Below are 18235 nucleotides of genomic sequence, written 5' to 3'. Positions count from 1 at the left end.
CTCTCTTATAAATCCTTTTTCATAACATGGAATGTCCGCGTAATCTTAAAACCTGTTTTTTTATAAAGATAGCCAGCAGAAGTCTTTTCACCAGTCCACAGGAACCAGGCACCATGCAGACCTTCTGCTTTCATTTGCTGTAAACATACATTCAGCAGGATTTTACCCAACTTTTTCCCTTGTTGTTCTGGAGCCACTCCAAATGGTCCAAATCTTTCAGGGACCCCTTCATATCCACCGTAAATACAGAATCCTACCACTTTTTCATCATGTCTTGCAACAAGAATACGTTCCATTGGCAGGCCTTGGAGAACTCCTTCACGGATTGCTCTGCCCCAATCGGGATTGAATTGCAAATTGGCAAATTGGATAACTTCATAGAGATCTTTATCCTTTGCCCTTCTGAAGGAATAGCCCTCTTTCTCACGTTGAGTCACAAGCTGCCTGATGTCTTCATCCAGCTGAAAATCAACAAGATTTCTATCCATTGCAATAGGTGAATAAAGCTTCGTAAATCCTTGATTCAGCAGAAATTGATGCGCCTCAGGGTATGCTGTTTCATCAATCCCCGGCATTATATAATTTGGTGCGTAGGAAGCAAAGAAAACGTATTTTCTGCCATTATCTTTAAGGAATTCAGTTGCTTCCTTGATGAGTTGTTCTCCAACACCTGTTTTTCGGTATTTCTCTGCAACGAAAAAGAAAGAAATCCAGCCATTTTCAGGTTCTAAATCCGTTCCGAACATTGGCAGCAGTCTTCTGACACTATAGACACACCCAACAAGATTTTCATGATCAAATGCTAACCGCAATCCTTTAGGATCAAAATTCGGATCTAATAATACTAAATTACGAAAACGTTTGGAAGTAATTGGATCTTTCAATAATGATTCATTCCATAATTTCACGATTTGTTTTTCGTCCCCTGATTGGTAGCATCTATATGAAATCATTCTATTTCTCCTTTATTTGCTAATTCAATAGCTTTTCGAACAAGTCCATTTGCTTCATTTAAATACTTTTTTGCATGTTGCACCTCTATACCTGTTTTGAGCATCACAATTGCAGGCTTCACTTCGAAATTCGTTATTCTTAATGCTTCTTCCGCCTTTTCGAATGTAACTTCGGTAATTGTAGAGACAATGCTTTTAGCTCTTTCTTTAAGCTTATGGTTGCTAGCTTTTACGTCCACCATAAGATTTTCATAGACTTTACCAGCTTTTATCATCGATGTAGTTGTAATCATATTTAAAATCAGCTTATGGGCAGTTGCAGCTTTCATTCGAGTAGATCCTGTTAAAACCTCAGGTCCTGTTAATACCTCGATATTAATACCTGCATGTTGACTTATGATAGCATTTTCGTTGCTAGATAGACTTACTGTACTAGCTCCTATCTCATTAGCATATTTTAATGCACCTACTACATATGGTGTTCTGCCGCTAGCTGCAATTCCAACAACTACATCCAACTCGGTCACATTTCTACCCTCTAAATCGTTAGCTCCTAGCTGTTCATTATCTTCGGCACCCTCTACAGCTTTTACAAAAGCATCGTTTCCACCAGCTATTACTGCCTGCACTAAGTCTGGGGGGGTACTATAGGTTGGTGGACATTCCACTGCATCTAACACACCAATCCGCCCACTTGTTCCAGCACCTATGTAGAATAACCTTCCTCCTTGTTTGAAGGCTTGGTGCACCTTGTCGACAGTTTCTTTAATTTGAGGAATAACTGCCTGTACACTTTGAGCAACGGTTATATCTTCCCTGTTAATTGTTGTTAATATATCTAAAGTATCCATATTATCAATATTTTTTGAGGTTTCATTTCTCATTTCTGTTGTTAGTGCTGCAATCTTATTCATCCATCATCCACCCTATTTGTATAAAAGATATGGTTCTCTTTGTTTTTTAAATTTTTCTATTTGATCATGACTTTTAATCAAGAATTTTCTTAATGTACCATTAACAATATAATCTCTTAAATATTTTGTTCCTGCAAGAAGATCAAAGAAATACTTATCATTTTCATTGCTTAAAAAAGTGAAGTCAACCGGGTACAATTCATTTATTATCTCAATTAATAAAAGTCCAGTCTCCACGGAATTAAATACACTGCGGTCTGTCACATGTAATTGTATCCCCCCACAAATATCACCCTCATGCTTTTGGTATGTGGGAATAAATGATGTAGGCCTTGCCAGTACACCAGGTATATTTTTTATATTAAATGTATTTGCAAGCTTCTGACCATCAATGAAAGGTGCGCCAACCAGCTCAAAGGGTCTTGTTGTGCCCCTTCCTTCAGACAGATTCGTCCCTTCAATCAGACATGTCCCCGGATATAAAGTAGTCATATCAATTGTTGTCGTATTTGGTGATGGCGGGACCCAGAACAATCCTGTTTCATCAAAATACATATCGCGGCTCCAGCCCTGCATCGAGATAACTGTTAAATCACAATTATAACCAAATTCACCTTTAAATAATAATGCAAGCTCTGCTACAGTCATTCCATGCCTATTTGGAATCGGCAGCAATCCAACAAATGATCTGACGTCCTTTTCAACCAGATTTCCTTCCAGCTTGTTACCACCAATTGGATTTGGCCGGTCTAATACAACAAAATGCTTCCCAAATTCCATACATGCTTCCATGACATAGGCCATTGTATAAATAAAGGTATAATACCTTGACCCGATATCCTGAAGATCGAATACTACCACATCAACTGATTCCAACATTTTTCCGGTAGGTTTCCTGCTTGCTCCATATAAACTGAATACTGGCAACCCCGTATAAGGGTCCTTCACAGATTCAACCTTTTCTCCTTCTTTTGCGTCTCCTCGAATGCCATGTTCGGGACCATATAAAGCAGTTAATTGGATACCTGAATGTTCGTGGAATAAATCAATTGAAGGGATTAGATTTTCATTAACACCTGTCATATTAGTAACTAAACCAATACGCTTTCCTTTAAATTGTTTGTACTCTTCTTCAAGAAAAATATCTAATCCAAGTTTCATTTTGCCTCACCGACTTTAATTTTATATTTTGGTAATGACTTCTTAGCAATCAACATTATTCCAAGACTGAATCAACTTTTCCAATGAAATTGGAAGGATACTACTAAAGAACCCTGAAAAAAACGATAGTTGCATCGGCTTTCCAGGGGAAGAAAACTAGAAAAACTTACTCACTTTTATACCTTTCATAAGCTTTCTGTTGAATTTCCATATATTCATCAAGACCCATGTTTTCTATCGTTTCTACATAATTATCCCATTCTGAAAAGGAAGCATCACCAGAAATAAACTTATCCCGCATTTCTTCAACATATTTGTCAATATCGGCACCTGTTGAGGATAATACTTTATTTTCTTCATTTGTATAGGTGAACCCCGGCCATATTTCCTCAGGTACATAAGGTTCTAATTTTTCCGTTGCCTTTAAAGAACCTGGTGAGCTTTCTGAACCATGAAAATACTCTTCTTTAATAATTCCCATAATACCACCAAGCCAAGTGAGGTATTTTGATAATTCCTGTTCAAATGTTAATCCTTCCGAGCTGTTAGTGATTTTATCCAAATATTCATAATCACCATCTGAAGTCTCCCCATAGGTTTCTCCTTCAACACCCATATAATAAAGTTTAGCTCCTTCATCACTATAGAAATAGTCCATCCACCTAACTGTGGCCGCAGGATTTTCGTTTTGTGAGGTAATCGCAAAATTTCCCATACTGGCGACTGCCGGAGCTACTTTTATAAACGACTGATCGCCATTAGGCCCTTTAAGTGCTAAACCACTTTCATATGCACTGCCTACTTCTTCACCAAAAAGCTCTACTGGATCGTAAAACATCGTACTGGCGTATACCCCTTGTGAAGCATTAGCCAAATATTGCCCCCATTCAATGGAGAAGATATTTTGCTCGATCAGCTTTTCATTATATAATTTGTGCACAAATTCAAGCATTTCCTTATATTCATCTGTAGTTGCGTAAAACCTTACTTTGTCACTTTCTGGATCCATGTCGATATTCCCATTTCTTACACCTCTATTTGCTATTCCAAATGAGCCTTCGAGCCAACCAATCAATTCACCAATACTAGTTCCGCCATATGGAATTTCATCAGCTTTTCCGTTTCCATTTGGATCTTCCTCTTTAACAGCTTTCAGATATTCATAAAATTCATCTGTTGTCTCAGGCATATCCATTCCCAAAGCATCAAGCCATTCCTCATTAAACCATGGCCTGCTGCTCAGACGGACAGATAAGAAATCCGGTGATACAATTGATGGAAGTGAGTATATGTTTCCATCTGGAAAAGTAATAGCCTTTCTAATTTCCGGATTTTCTTCCATCAGTTTTTTCAAATTTGGAGCGTATTTATCAATTAAATCATTCAGTTCAATAAAAGTGCCTTGTTGACCATATTTATATAAGTCCAAGTTTGTTAGTTGAGCTAAATAGAAAACATCGGGTAAATCCCCGCTGGCTAATGCAAGATTTCGCTTTTCTTCTAAGGAATCAGATTGTATCTGTTCAAACTCCAGATTTATATTGGTCATTTCTTCATACTCATTCCAAATCAAAATATCATTCCAATCTGAATTTGTATTCTGTGCAGACTTTCCCGCAAATAATTTTAATGTTATTGGTTCTTCCACAATAGGCATACCGGAATCGTTAAGATTTTCAAGTGCCTCTTCATTTGACTTGCCATCTTCTGAATCTGCTTCTTCATCACTGCATGCCGCAAGAATCAAAAGAACTGATGCAAGCATGAATAATAACAACTTATTTATTTTCAATAAAAACCCTCCTAAGTTGACAGTTCGTATGCTGGGATATTTCCACCTTTCTTCACATTTGAACCTGTTGGAAACTTCAGGGTCTGTGCATACTTTGTACGATTAACACATCCTCTGACAGTTCCAAGTGCTTTGTAATAATCATAGTAGCGGAAAGAACTTGAATTCATCACAAACCAATATTGAGATAAAGCTTCTAGATATGTATCAAATTCATCCGTTACATCTATGAATATATCTGGATCATATTTTTCCATGTCCTCCCAATTTTCACTATGATAGAATCCATAATAATGTGCCGGCAAACCATCTAAATCAAATCCCGGAAGTCCAGCCTTTAATTGGGCAGCCTGGACAATTCTCGGGCAAAGAGCGTGATCGGGATGAATGCTGTTTTCCCAGTGTGTAATGACAACATTTGGTTTCAATTTCCGCATTAATGTAGCGACACGTGTGATTATTTCATCGTTAAAAGTTAACTCTGCATCCTTATACTCCAGCGTGATAGTCTTTACACCTAAAACTTCTGCTGCTTTTTCCGACTCCCTTATTTTTTGCAAGCGATAATCCTCTACAGATATACCAGGCGGATTCCCTTTTTCACCGGCTGTTAGATGGACAAATGTAACCTCATGACCGGCCTTCGCATACTTATGTGCGATAGCGCCAGCCTGGAGCTCTACATCTCCGCAGTGTGCACCTAATAATACTAAATTCACTTTTATTGCCTCCTTTTATTGAAGTGTGGGCAGGATAAAACATCCGCCCACACAGAACTTTTCTTTAGAAAATATCATTTTAGTATTCTTTATATCTCACATAGGCCGCCTGTTGAATTTCCATATATTCATCCAGTCCCATATCCTTTATTGTTTCGACATAATTATCCCATTCGGAAAATGCAACTTCACCAGTAATAAATTTATCCTGCATTTCCTGTACGTATTTATCAATATCTGATCCCAAAGCGGATAATGTCTTATTTTCCTCTTCCGTATACGTAAATCCAGCCCACAGTTCCTCAGGTATATAAGGTTCCAATTTCTCTGCAGCCTCAATGGAAGACGGGGTACTTTCCGACCCCTTATAATATTTCGCGTCAACAATCCCAACAAATCCACCAATCCAAGCAAAATATTTTGCTGCTTCCTGTTCCATTGTTAAACCATCCGGACTATTTTTAATCTTATCAACATATTCAAATTTCCCGTCAGAGGTTTTTTCATAAGTTTCCCCCTCGACACCCATATAAAAGAATCTGGTGCCTTCTTCACTATAAAAATAGTCCAGCCATCTGACTGTGGCTGCCGGATTTTCATTTTCATTTGTAATTGCGAAATTGCTGATGCTTGCAACTGTAGGAGCAACTTTAATAAATGCTTTGTCCCCATTTGGTCCCTCCAAAGCATGGCCGCTATTAAATTCCTTTCCAGCCTCTTCACCAAAAAGTTCTACAGGATCATAAAATACCGTACTGCCATAAACACCTTCTGAAGCATTTGCGAGATATTGATTCCATTCAATGGTAAAAATATTTTGTTCAATCAGTTTTTCGCTATAGAGTTTATTTACATACTCCAGCATCTCTTTATATCCATCTGTAATCGGAAAAAAGCGGACGTTATCTTCCTCGGTATTCAAGTCAATATTTGCATTTCGCACACCTTTATTGCCTATGCCAAATGAGCCTTTAAGCCAGCCGATAAGATCGCCCATCCCTGTTCCCCCATATGGAATCTCATCTGCTTTCCCATTTCCATTGGGATCCTTCTCCTTAACAGCTTTAAGATATTGATAAAATTCCTCTGTTGTCTCAGGCATTTCCATTCCCAAGGTGTCAAGCCATTCTTGATTCACATAGGGTCTGCTGCTAACCCGAAAGGATAAATACTCCGGCGATACGATTGATGGAAGGGAGTAGATATTCCCGCCAGGAAAGGTCATACCTTTTCGTATTTCAGGGTTCTCCTCCATTAACTTTGTGAGATTTGGTGCATGCTCTTCAATCAAATCATTAAGTTTTATGAAAGTTCCCTGCTTGCCATATTTGAATATATCGACTGTGGGAATTGAAGAAATATAGAAAGCATCAGGCAAATCCCCGCTTGCCAGTGCAAGATTCCTCTTTTCTTCCACTGCTTCCCCCGGTGCCTGCTCCCATTCAACGTTTATATTTGTCATTTCTTCATATTCATTCCAAATATAAAAATCGTTCCAATCCGCTGGAATTCTTTGCTGTGTTGCGAACATTTCCAGGGTAATTGGTTCCTCGACAATCGGCATTCCTTCATCAGTAATATTATCCAAATTTTCTTTGCTATCATTTTCAGTGACATCCTCACTGCAAGCTGCAAAAAGCAACAAAAAAAGTACCACAGTGAATAATAAAAGAATCCACTTTTTAATTTTCAAAAAATAACCCCCCTAATAATTTTCAGACGGTAATCTCCTACGTTCACTTGCGTCATTATCTCCATTGCAAGCCGTACGCATTTATAGAATTCTTTCTCCCTCCAGCAGAGCAGATTTCATAAAGTGAAACTTCATTCAATGGTGTTTTCTTTATCCCCCACTTATCTTTCATAGATTCCCTTGTAATCCTGAAGTGGGGTCTTACTGAAAGTTCACGGAGGATAAAAGAACCCCCCCAATGACAGCGTTGTCAATTGATGTCATTAAAAGCATTATGTAATATTAGGAGTATTCAAAAATTAATGAGTGCATTATGTTTCCTTCATGATACTTTTACTATAACATAGAATATTCAACTTCGAAATATAAAATCAGTTTTTTAAAATAATAATGTACTAAAATTTTATTGAAGTGATTTAATTCTTATGAAAATTTGTTCTCGTCTTATCGGGGATTTAAAAGGTTCCATAGAAGGTGAATCTTCAATCAGTGGGGGTTTTTCTTTCCCACTGATTGTTAAATGAACGAATCGGATATGTACTAGCAGTTGATGGGGATAATTTTGTTTACTTTTAAAACAGTAAAAAGACCAAGCCCTTGAGATTGGTCTTTAAGTAAAAAATTAGTGATAGGAATAAAAATAATTTTAGATCCGTGAGCGGACCCCAGGTTCTGTTAGCATTTTACAAAGCGTATTTACAAACGCCTCACATCGCACAATGTCCTCAGCATCCGGATCCAAATCAACCTTTAATCTTTCCGGCACCAATACAGCACCTAGATTTTTCAGTCGGTCTCCCACTAAATCAACTGCCCCTCCGTACGTATCATAAAAAGAATCACAGGATCCAAACACACCGAATAATTTCCCGGTTATATCTACATCTTCCAATTCTTCATAAAAATCCTCCACTTCATACGGGAGGTCGCCATCATCCCATGTATGTGTTCCGACCAATATAGCGTCATAGTCCAAAAGCTCCCCGACATCAATCGGATCGAAGTCGAATGTTTTTGTAACCACTTCATAATTTTTATCTTCAAGGTATGCAACCATTGCTTCAGCCATTAATTCAGTATTTCCGGTAGTGCTCGCATAAAGCATTAGAATTTTATTCATTTCTAATTCCTCCACATGAAAGCGATCCATTCCTACGTTTATTATAATTGATAATGAGAATCGATTTCAATTAATTGCACCTATTTACCGTTTTATATTTGTCTAAGTTGTGGCGGTTTAAAATGGCTTTACATTTTTGTGAATTAATATAAAAAAGCCAAATCAATATGATTCAGCTTTTGACAAAATCATGGAATATTATTACGCAATTCTTCAATAACCATGGGTGCAATAGAGAAATAGTTTTTCTTTTGTATATTTATATTTATCTCTTAATGAGTGGTACCAGAATTGTGGCAGTTTGTTCATCCATCATTTTTCCAGGTATCCCTTCGTCTGCTATGAAACATTATTAAAAGTTCACTTCGCAGTATTCCTAACTAGAAAACCGCCCTCACGTGACGGTTTTTAATATATCATGGTAGCCTGCTCACCGAATCCCGATAAACAATTTCGTACGGGATACTAATCCGTTTCACAGGTTCTGTTTTATTCACTGTTTTCTCAATTAAAGCTTTGGCTGATTGTGCACCAAGCTCATGTATTTGGATATCAACAGTCGTCAATGCAGGAAGAATGATTTCAGAAAGATATACATTGTTGAAGCTGACAAGGGAAACATCACGCGGTACTTTCACACCAGATTCTTCAAGCATGCTAAGTACACCGACACTCATTAAATCATCACTGACAACAATGCCGGTCGGAGGTGTTTTTAGTGACATCAGGTTTTCCACTGCTTCCCTTCCACCGGATTTTAAAAATTCGGTGTGGATCTTGTAGCTGTCAGAAACCTCATGGCCAGCTTCCTGCAATGCTGCTTCATAGCCTGCTTCACGGTCTATTGTTACAAATAAATCTTTAGAACCTCCAATAAAAGCTATTTTTTCATGGCCCTGGTCGATTAGATGTTCTGTTATTTCTTTGCCTGCTGTGAAGTTATCATTATCAACATGTGTAATTCCATTCACATTTTCATATGGCTTTCCAACGATGACAAATGGAAATCCCCTTTCAATTAAAAAGTTGGTTACACGGTCATTCAACCGCGAGTAAAGTAAAATCACGCCATCAACATAGCTGCCAAATACCATGCGCTGCACTTCCTCATAAATTTCCTCTTCGGTTTGTCCACTGGAAAGTGTTACTGAATATTTCATCCGGTGTGTCACTGAACCAATTCCACGTAAAATTTCCGGAAAGAAAGGATTCTGTAATGCTTTGTCTGCAGATGATGGCATGATGACACCAATCGCTTTCGTTGATTTAACTACAAGATTTCGTGCGCTTATGTTTGTATGATACCCTAAGTCCTTCATTGCTTTTCTGACTTTCTTCTTGGTGTCTGGACTGATCCTCGGGTTATCCGCTATCACTCTGGATACAGTAGAGGGTGATACACCTGTTGCTTTTGCTACATCTTTAATTGTCACCATTCTACTCACCCTCTTGTTTTCTTAAATACTTATTTTATAATTATTCTCACGGCTAATTTTACCGTCTATTATTACTTTTTGTGTCTTTTTCAGACCAATTACATTCACATCTATTTCTTTATATGTCGGGCTGAAATTACCTTTCTGATTCAGTACCTTCAACTCAATCGCATCCGTTTTTGAGACAACTTCAATATCTAATTCCATGTAGCTGTCATTTTCATAATCAAATGTTTCCCCGTCATCATCATAATACGTGAATCGGTAGGTTTCCCCGGAATCCCCTGCATAAATATTCATTTGTATGTTTTTGGCAACTTTATCCTTATTGGAAATCCATTCACCTTGCATGACTGTAGTCCCTTTTTTTACGAAAATAGGCATATCCTCAAGCTCTGCATGGATTAAGTGTGTTTTTTCTCCATCGTACACTTCACCTGTAGAAAATTCCACCCACTCACCCTTCGGCAGGTAAACTGCACGGTCTGTAATTGCTGGGGCAAGGATTGGTGCCACCACCACATTATCACCGATCATAAACTGATCATTCAGGTTGTAGGTTTTCTCATCTTCCGGAAACTCCATCAATAATGGCCGCATTACAGGAAGTCCTGAAATACTCGCTTGGTAGAATAAGGAATAGAGCTGTGGCATCCATTCATACCGCATTTGAATATATTTTTTCATAATAGCTTCATATTTTTCACCAAATTGCCATGGCTCCTGATTTACCGTATCCAGAGCTGAATGGTTTCGGAAATATGGTGTGAATGCTCCAACCTGCATCCAACGCGTTAGTAATTCCGCATTTGTATCATGTGCAAAACCACCAACATCCGGTCCGGTAAAAGGTACACCTGACAGTCCAAGATTCATCACCATTGGCAGGGACATTTGCAAATGCTCCCAGAAGCTGCGATTGTCTCCTGTCCAGACAGATGCATACCGCTGCACACCGGCATAGCCTGCACGGGTAAGTAAAAATGGACGCTTGCCCTGAAGCTGCTCCTTCATTCCTTCATACGTTGCCTGTCCCATTAAATATCCATATACATTATGAAGCTCCCGATGTGTAGTGGGATTCCCATCATTTCGATGCATTACAGAGACATCCATCGTCTTTGATTCATTAAAAACAGCAGGCTCATTCATATCATTCCAAATACCTTCGATTCCCATATCTGTGTAAAATGCATGTTTTTCACCCCACCATTTACGAACCTTTTCATCCGTAAAATCAGGGAAAGCACTAATCCCAGGCCAAACTTCACCAAAGTAGGTTTCACCTTCAATATACTTACAGAATTGATCCTGATTCACACCTTCCTGGTAAATCGTGTATTCAGAATCTTTTTTTACACCTGGATCAACGATTGGAACGATGCGAATGCCCATTTCTTTCAAATCAGCTATTAGTTTTTTCGGATTTGGAAAACGTTCCTTATCAAATGTAAACACTCGATAACCATTCATATAATGAATATCCAAATGAATCACATCAACTGGAATATCACGTTCCACAAAAATTTTCGCTAGTTCACGAACTTCAGCCTCTGTTTCATAGCTGTAGCGGGATTGATGATAACCTAATGCCCACTTTGGCGGGATCGGCATTCTCCCTGTCAGATGTGTGTACTGTTCCAAAACGTCTTTCGGCTCAGGCCCGGCCATCACATAATAATCCATCTGACCACCCTCAGCAGAAAAAGAATAATAATCAGATTCAGATTTCATATCAAAAACGGTGCGGAATGTGTTATCAAAAAATACCCCATGTGCTTTGCCCGCGCGTAATGTCATAAAATATGGAATAGACTCATAAAGCGGGTCTGTTTCCGGATTATGTGGTGCATACACATCTGTATTCCACATTTCATATTTTTCACCACGCTTATCAAGAAAACCTGATTTTTCACCAAAACCATAGAAATGATCATTTTCATGCATTTTCTTGAATACTGTCACTTCTCCATTTTCCCTGAAAGCCATGCCACGATCGCTTTCAGAAACTATAATCTGTCCATTCTCATCTTTTACAATTAAGCGGAAGGGGGCTTTATATATTACAAGTTTGATCTTGCTTGTTTTTAACGTATAAATATCTTTTGAAAAGTCCTCCGTAATAGCTACGTTATCTGGTTTTTTCATAACTGTTTGGGATTGATCTATTTTCGGATCACCCTTCTGATTCATGGTTATCCGTACAATTGAATCCGAATAAAACTGCACAGCTACACTTCCATTCACACACACAAACAAGTAGGTATCATCCGTTTTTTTATTACTTATTATATTTCCGATATCTCTATATACAACCGCAGCCGATTGTTTTTCTTTTCCTGGGTGAATTGCAAAACTAGTATCTCCAAGCATTTTTTTCTCTCCTTCATCGATGAAGTAATTAGTTAATATTTTTTCATTATCCCTTTATTCCACCTGCTGTTAGGCCAGATACGAAATATTTTTGTAATGACAAAAACAATATAGATATTGGTACAGCAATCAAAATACTACCTGCAGCAAACAACGTAAATTCACTGCCATATTGACGTGATACCAGCTCATATAGCCCAACAGCAAGTGTATATTGCTCTGGTTGTCTCAGTAGTACCTTTGCTAAAATAAAATCTGTGAATGGAGTTATAAATGAAAAGATTGCAACAACAGCTAACATCGGTTTAGCTAATGGCATAATAATTTGCCAATAAATTCGGAAATGTCCCGCTCCATCCATACGGGCACTTTCATCTAATTCCTTCGGGATGGTGTCTAAATATCCTTTCAATAACCATGTATTCATAGGAATAGCACCACCCATATACAAAAGAATTAAACCTAAGTGTGTATTAATTAATCCAGTCACATTTGCTAAAACAAATATAGCAATTAGAGCTGCGAAATTCGGAATCATTTGCAAAATTAAAAAAGTCATTAAACCATTTTTTCTACCGACAAATCGATATCGGGAAAATGCAAACGCCATTAAACTTATCGTAAATACAGAAGCAATCATCGTAATTACCGTTACTTTTAACGTATTCCAATACCACGTTAAATAAAGACTCTCATCTGGATTAAATAATTCTTTATAATGTTCCCATGTTGGGTTTTTTGGAATAATACTGAAGTTCGATAAACTTGTCCCGGGTGTTAAAGAAGCTCCGAACACCCATACAAGTGGATAAATTATTATTACCGCCATGATAGCTATAATTAAATAGCTTACTGTCAGCCTAAGAACTTTTGTAATTTTTGTATTCATATCACATCATATCCTCTTCCTGGAATGATTTTGTTCTTCTGAATTGCCAAATTGCAACAGCAATAACTACTACAGACATCACCATTGTAATTGCAGCAGCCATGCCATATTGCTGAGTAGACATAGTCAAATTATAGATCCACGAAATTAAAATATCCGTTCCTCCCGCATTTTGACCAGGAACGGCAGGTCCACCACTGTTAAATAGGTAAATTACATTAAAATTATTGAAATTAAATGTATATTGAGTAATTAATATTGGTGCTACCGAAAACATTACTAGCGGAAAAGTAATATTACTGAACTTTTGGAGGACACTTGCTCCATCAACTGTGGCTGCTTCATATAATTCATTCGGTATTGCCTGTAATACACCTGTAACCATAACAAAAATAAATGGAAATCCTAACCAGGTTTGAATTACAATCAATGCTATTCTAGTCCACAATACTTCAGTCATCCAAGGGATTGAATCAATACCCAATGCATTCATAATAACTGTATTTATTGCCCCAAATGATTCGTTAAACATTCCGGAAAAAATGAGGATGGACACAAATGCCGGAACCGCCCAGGGAAGTATAAGAACAGTACGTATAATCGCTTTTCCTTTCAAGTCTTTCTGGTTTACTAAAATTGCTAGGAATATTCCAAGTGCAACTTGTAAAGTTGTTGCACCAAACGTCCAAATGATAGTCCAGGCAAAAACACTAATAAAGGTTTCACGCCAAACTTCTAATGTAAATAGATTAGTGAAATTTTGCAATCCCACCCAATCTGATAATTGTGCAGGCCATGTATGATATAAATCATAATTCGTAAATGCTAACAACAGCACAAAGATAATTGGTAAAATAACAACAAATAACAAAAGGAAAAATCCAGGAGTCAACATTAAATACGGGAATCCATTGTCTATCAAATTACGATATTGACTGCGTACAGAATTAAGTTGTTGTCCCATATCTCTTCTTTGTCCATTTTTATATGCATCACGCAAGTTGATGACCATAAAAATAGCAGCCAGTACAAGTAAAAAAATCGAAATTATTCCATATACCATTAGAAATATTGAATTATCTCTAGGTAATTGTTCACCAAGTGTAATAATTCCCCATATACCAAGATCGATAAAATCCCAAAACGAAATTAAAAATGATACACCTAGGATTAAAAATAAAGTTCCCTTAAGAATTTGCCGATTATAAAATTGTCCAATCCCTGGAATAATTGAAAGCCATGTTGCAATTTTTCGGTGGTTTGATTTATATATATTATCCACAGAAAGAGACTCCTTTCTTAAAAACACAGGCAGTATTTCATCGAAGAAAATACCGCCTGCAATCACTATTAGTTTGCGCCACCATGATTCATTTCAATATTTTGAGAAATTAATTCAACAGCTTGCTCTAATGCTTCTTTCGGTTCCGCTTTATCAGTAGCAACTGTTTGAACTGCTGCTGCAATTGGATCCCATATTTCAGCCATTTCTGGAACGGATGGCATTGCGATTGCGTTTTGAGATTGTGCCATTACGGCTGCGGCACCTTCATTTTCACTAACCCACTCATCATCCTCAATTAATGATATTAATGGTGGGATTTCGCCAGTTAGGTCATAACGTATTTTTGCATTTTCTTCATTTGTTATAAACTCTGTAAATTTCTGTGCCCATTCCTTATTTTCAGTAAAGTTTGTGACAAACCAACCTTTAACTCCCATATATGTTCCTACTTCTTCTCCATTTGGTAAAGTTGGCATTGGAGCAATTCCTATATTAATTCCTGAATCACGGTAATCCTTGAATGCCCATGGTCCATTTTGAACAGCAAATGCTTTTCCTTCTTTAAATAGAGCATTCATTTGATCATTTGAATTTTCGCCTATAATTCCCCTAGGGAATAAGCCTTCTTCATACCATGTATTAATATATTCTAATGCTTCTACTGCTTGTTCATTATTTAAACCAATATCTGTTACGTCGTCACCAAAGACATAGGCCCCAAATCCTTCAAAAATACCATGACTATGATAGAAATCATCCCATATTGCTAAAAATCCGAAATCATCTCCTGATGTAGCTTCTTGAGATAATGTATATACTTCTTCCATTGTTTCCGGAACTTCTGGTAGAAGGTCTTTATTGTAAATGAAAACTGTCGTTTCAGTTGCTTTCGGTAATCCATACAACTCACCCTCATATTTTAGTGACTCGACAGAAGAGTCTGTGAACTGACTTAAAATGTCCTCACTAACTTCGATTGGTGAAATATACCCTTTAACTACTGATGGACCAACGCCATCATGAGACATGGTAACCACATCTGGAGCATTATCAGTGTTACCATCTAATGCTAAATTTTCTTGTATTTCCGTAATGTTATATTCCACATATTCAATTTCTATCCCATACTCTTCTTCAAACTTTACTGCAGCATCTTCCAATGCGGCTCCTTTATCCTGATCTTCCCAAACAATTAACTTCTCAGGCTTTTCACTTTCTGTACTTTCCGTACTATCTCCCTCACTTGCACCTTCATCTGCTGGTTCAGCATCATCCGGACCACATGCTGCAAGTATTCCGACGATAAGTAACATTGCAAAAATATAAATTAACGACTTTCTCATTCAATTAACCTCCCCTATGTTTTGTAAGAATTAACAATGTCTGTTTTAAGCCAGTTCATGAAATCGTTTGCACATACATTGTACTTTTATTATACATCGATATTTTAAAAAAACAAGCTTAAAACTCTCATTCTATTAATTTTTATAATCCTTAGTATTATAATAAGGTTAACGCTTACAGTTTTTATAATAACGGCTATAATAACAGCATAAAAAGTGACCCTAGTTTGAGATCACAACTTTGTTATATCACATTTCAATTATTATTTTGCGCAAACGTTTGTCCAAAGGTGGAATACATGATATTAAAATAATCTTTCTATCACCGACCAAAGAATAATTTTGTTTATGCGTATTAAAATGTAACACTACATGTTTTACAAACAAAAAGGATGATATGGTCACCGCTGTTATCCTTCTATTTGGCGATCCTCATGATTGAAAAGATAATCAATGTCTGATGGAAACATATAAAGTCTGGTACTACTTGAATACATGATTATCTAGGTAGATATATAGTTATTTTTACTGTTACCCCACAAGCCCATCATGCATATCATACTATTGATGTAAAAAATAATTCAGGAGGAAACCACGATGTATTATGGTATGATACCAATTTCTTATGCTTCTTACTCGCAAATGCAAAACAGAATGCAACACCCACATAATTTGAATCATCCGGACGGAAAAATGTACAGCATGAATGAGAGGCAGCACACAAACCCAGCAGAAAGCGGTGGTCACACACATGCCCATTATGGTGCAACAACCTGTAATGACGGACATACCCATCTGCATCCGGGAGTCACAGGCCCACCAATTGAGTCAAGCGAAGGACATATCCATAAAATCTATGGAAATACGACATTTGATGATGAACATATCCACCATTATGAAGCAAATACCAGCCCGGCGATTCCTTTGCCAAACGGGTATCACACACATTATGCTGAAATTAAAACAACAGAGAGTGATGGCCATACACATGTAATTAAAGGGTTTACCGCCGCTTCGAAGAGTTGATTGTTAGAGGTATAAATAAAAGCATCCCAAGCGCCAGTTCTTCTATATGAAGAATTGGTGTTTATTTTGTTACATTTGAACATTTGATTTATCTGGAGTTTTTTTTCAAATAATGAGATAATAAGCTTAGAAAAGGAGCTGATTCTTATGTACCAAAAGAAAACTGATAAAAAGCCTTTGATCAAAGAAACCGGGTGGACTGTAGACGATTACTATAAATTACCGATGGACGGGAATCAATACGAAATAATTAACGGCCAACTTGATTTAAAGCCTTCTCCCACAACTACCCATCAGCGTGTTAGTCATCGTTTAGTACAGACTTTAACCGATTCGTGTGATAATGACTATATTATTATGCATGCACCTATTGATGTCATCCTATCTGATAATGAAACAAGACAGCCTGATATACTTATGATTCACCGCAGTCGTGAGCACATAATTGATGAGCATGCTGTGGTTGGGCCCCCGGATTTAGTGATTGAAATACTCTCCCCAAACAGTGCAAAACGGGATCGAATCATGAAAAAGGATAGCTATGCTTCTTTTGGTGTTCCGGAATATTGGATTGTCGACCATAAAAATCAGGTTATTGAACAATATGTGCTCGCAGCAGATGGACAGCCCTATGAATTAGTCAATGTATTTGAAGTTGATGATGTAGTTGCTTCTAAACATATTCCATGTATTGCTTTTATTGTGAAGGATGGTTTAAAAATAAAATGATTTTTCAGGATTAAGATAGTTTTTCTGCCGTTAAACGACTTCAATCACATACGAAGTTATTTCTTTAATTTTTGCTTTTTTCCCTGCACTACTGAAAGTATACACATCACAAAAAGAGTAGTTTTTCTTCTTATCAAACCTTAACACACCATTAACAGCTCCCGTCTTGCCGTGTGTGATAATATTCGTCATCTGAAGTTCTTCAGCAATATCAGTATTCATTTTCCTCAATTCTTCCTCAAAATTCTCCTTCCCTTTGATTTGCTTTTCACCGACAATATTCCAGATAATATCATCAGTAACATATTCCATTAAAAATTCCAGATCATTTTTAGCAAATGCTATGTTGAAATCTTTAAGTTGCTGTTTCTTTGGTGCATTTCCGCAATCTTCAGTACAAATAACTTTTAATTCACCGGATTTTATCTTGTTATTTATCATAGTTATTGCTCGCCCCCAATTGCTTATATTTGATAGGTATTGTATTTACTTTAGCATAAATTCATTATGAAACCAATTGCGCCTGTGGCATATTTCTAAATATTAGAAAAATTGGCATTCGCCATGCCTATAGGCGAATGTAACCTACATCAACCTTAGCGTTTGATTCGAATTATTAGTATAATTATCTGTAATCATCGCCGCTTTATTATTGATTTCACAAAATCTACCGGGTCCCAAGATGAATGGTGGTGGCATCTCGATAAAGAGGTTTCTGAAGAACTTGAAATAGAGATTTGGCCTAAAACAAGAGATACTCATGAGGTGTCTTTTTATTATATTAGGGAAACTTAAATACAAA

Annotated in this window: 15 protein-coding genes; 2 read left to right on the top strand and 13 right to left on the bottom strand. The window is 37.2% G+C overall.

Translation table 11 applies throughout. From position 1 onward, the window contains the following. Positions 1–5: 5 nt before the first annotated feature. From CIL05_RS04480 to CIL05_RS04425, 12 genes are all read right to left on the bottom strand, one after another. Positions 6–953: a GNAT family N-acetyltransferase gene (locus CIL05_RS04480; RefSeq protein WP_095654305.1), complete on the bottom strand. Its 948-nt coding sequence runs from the start codon at positions 951–953 to the stop codon at positions 6–8. After that, on the bottom strand, positions 950–1867 hold the full coding sequence (gene murQ / locus CIL05_RS04475) for an N-acetylmuramic acid 6-phosphate etherase (protein ID WP_095654304.1): 918 nt from the start codon (positions 1865–1867) through the stop codon (positions 950–952). Before murQ ends, CIL05_RS04480 begins: the two co-directional genes overlap by 4 nt. A gap of 12 nt (positions 1868–1879) precedes the next feature. Next, positions 1880–3028, bottom strand: coding sequence for an exo-beta-N-acetylmuramidase NamZ family protein (locus tag CIL05_RS04470; protein WP_095654303.1), 1149 nt, complete (start codon positions 3026–3028; stop codon positions 1880–1882). 166 nt (positions 3029–3194) lie between these two features. Continuing rightward, on the bottom strand, positions 3195–4820 hold the full coding sequence (locus tag CIL05_RS04465) for an extracellular solute-binding protein (protein WP_095654302.1): 1626 nt from the start codon (positions 4818–4820) through the stop codon (positions 3195–3197). A gap of 11 nt (positions 4821–4831) precedes the next feature. Beyond that, positions 4832–5539, bottom strand: a complete 708-nt coding sequence (locus tag CIL05_RS04460) for a PIG-L deacetylase family protein (protein WP_095654301.1) — start codon at positions 5537–5539, stop codon at positions 4832–4834. Between the two features lie 79 nt (positions 5540–5618). Next, on the bottom strand, positions 5619–7232 hold the full coding sequence (locus CIL05_RS04455; protein ID WP_095654300.1) for an extracellular solute-binding protein: 1614 nt from the start codon (positions 7230–7232) through the stop codon (positions 5619–5621). Positions 7233–7878: 646 nt separating this feature from the next. Continuing rightward, a complete protein-coding gene (locus tag CIL05_RS04450) occupies positions 7879–8352 on the bottom strand; it encodes a flavodoxin (RefSeq protein WP_095654299.1) in 474 nt (157 codons plus the stop codon). A gap of 416 nt (positions 8353–8768) precedes the next feature. Further along, the gene (locus CIL05_RS04445) at positions 8769–9797 is read right to left on the bottom strand and encodes a LacI family DNA-binding transcriptional regulator (protein ID WP_276245329.1); all 1029 of its coding nucleotides are present in this window, start codon (positions 9795–9797) and stop codon (positions 8769–8771) included. Positions 9798–9809: 12 nt separating this feature from the next. Continuing rightward, positions 9810–12161 carry a glycoside hydrolase family 31 protein gene (locus tag CIL05_RS04440; RefSeq protein WP_095654297.1) on the bottom strand — a complete coding sequence of 784 codons (2352 nt, stop codon included), beginning with the start codon at positions 12159–12161 and terminating at the stop codon, positions 9810–9812. Positions 12162–12207: 46 nt separating this feature from the next. Beyond that, positions 12208–13050: a sugar ABC transporter permease gene (locus tag CIL05_RS04435; RefSeq protein ID WP_095654296.1), complete on the bottom strand. Its 843-nt coding sequence runs from the start codon at positions 13048–13050 to the stop codon at positions 12208–12210. 1 nt (position 13051) lies between these two features. Beyond that, on the bottom strand, positions 13052–14332 hold the full coding sequence (locus CIL05_RS04430; RefSeq protein ID WP_095654399.1) for an ABC transporter permease subunit: 1281 nt from the start codon (positions 14330–14332) through the stop codon (positions 13052–13054). 68 nt (positions 14333–14400) lie between these two features. Beyond that, positions 14401–15678 (bottom strand): extracellular solute-binding protein, encoded by a 1278-nt coding sequence (locus CIL05_RS04425; protein ID WP_095654295.1) that lies wholly within the window; start codon positions 15676–15678, stop codon positions 14401–14403. A gap of 597 nt (positions 15679–16275) precedes the next feature. On the opposite strand from CIL05_RS04425, the gene CIL05_RS04420 reads away from it, so the two are divergent. Together CIL05_RS04420 and CIL05_RS04415 are read left to right on the top strand one after the other, a co-directional pair. Then, positions 16276–16704: a YmaF family protein gene (locus CIL05_RS04420; RefSeq protein WP_095654294.1), complete on the top strand. Its 429-nt coding sequence runs from the start codon at positions 16276–16278 to the stop codon at positions 16702–16704. 147 nt (positions 16705–16851) lie between these two features. Then, entirely contained in the window at positions 16852–17433 is a 582-nt protein-coding gene (locus tag CIL05_RS04415; protein ID WP_095654293.1) for a Uma2 family endonuclease, read from the top strand. Positions 17434–17463: 30 nt separating this feature from the next. Here CIL05_RS04415 and CIL05_RS04410 read toward each other — a convergent pair whose 3' ends face one another. Continuing rightward, positions 17464–17874, bottom strand: coding sequence for a nuclear transport factor 2 family protein (locus tag CIL05_RS04410; protein WP_095654292.1), 411 nt, complete (start codon positions 17872–17874; stop codon positions 17464–17466). Positions 17875–18235: the final 361 nt, after the last annotated feature.

The sequence above is a fragment of the Virgibacillus profundi genome (assembly GCF_002287375.1).
In the GTDB taxonomy this organism is placed as follows: domain Bacteria; phylum Bacillota; class Bacilli; order Bacillales; family Amphibacillaceae; genus Virgibacillus_K; species Virgibacillus_K profundi.
The sequence above is the reverse complement of the archived record's forward strand: the minus strand, read 5'-3'. Positions and strand labels throughout refer to the sequence as shown.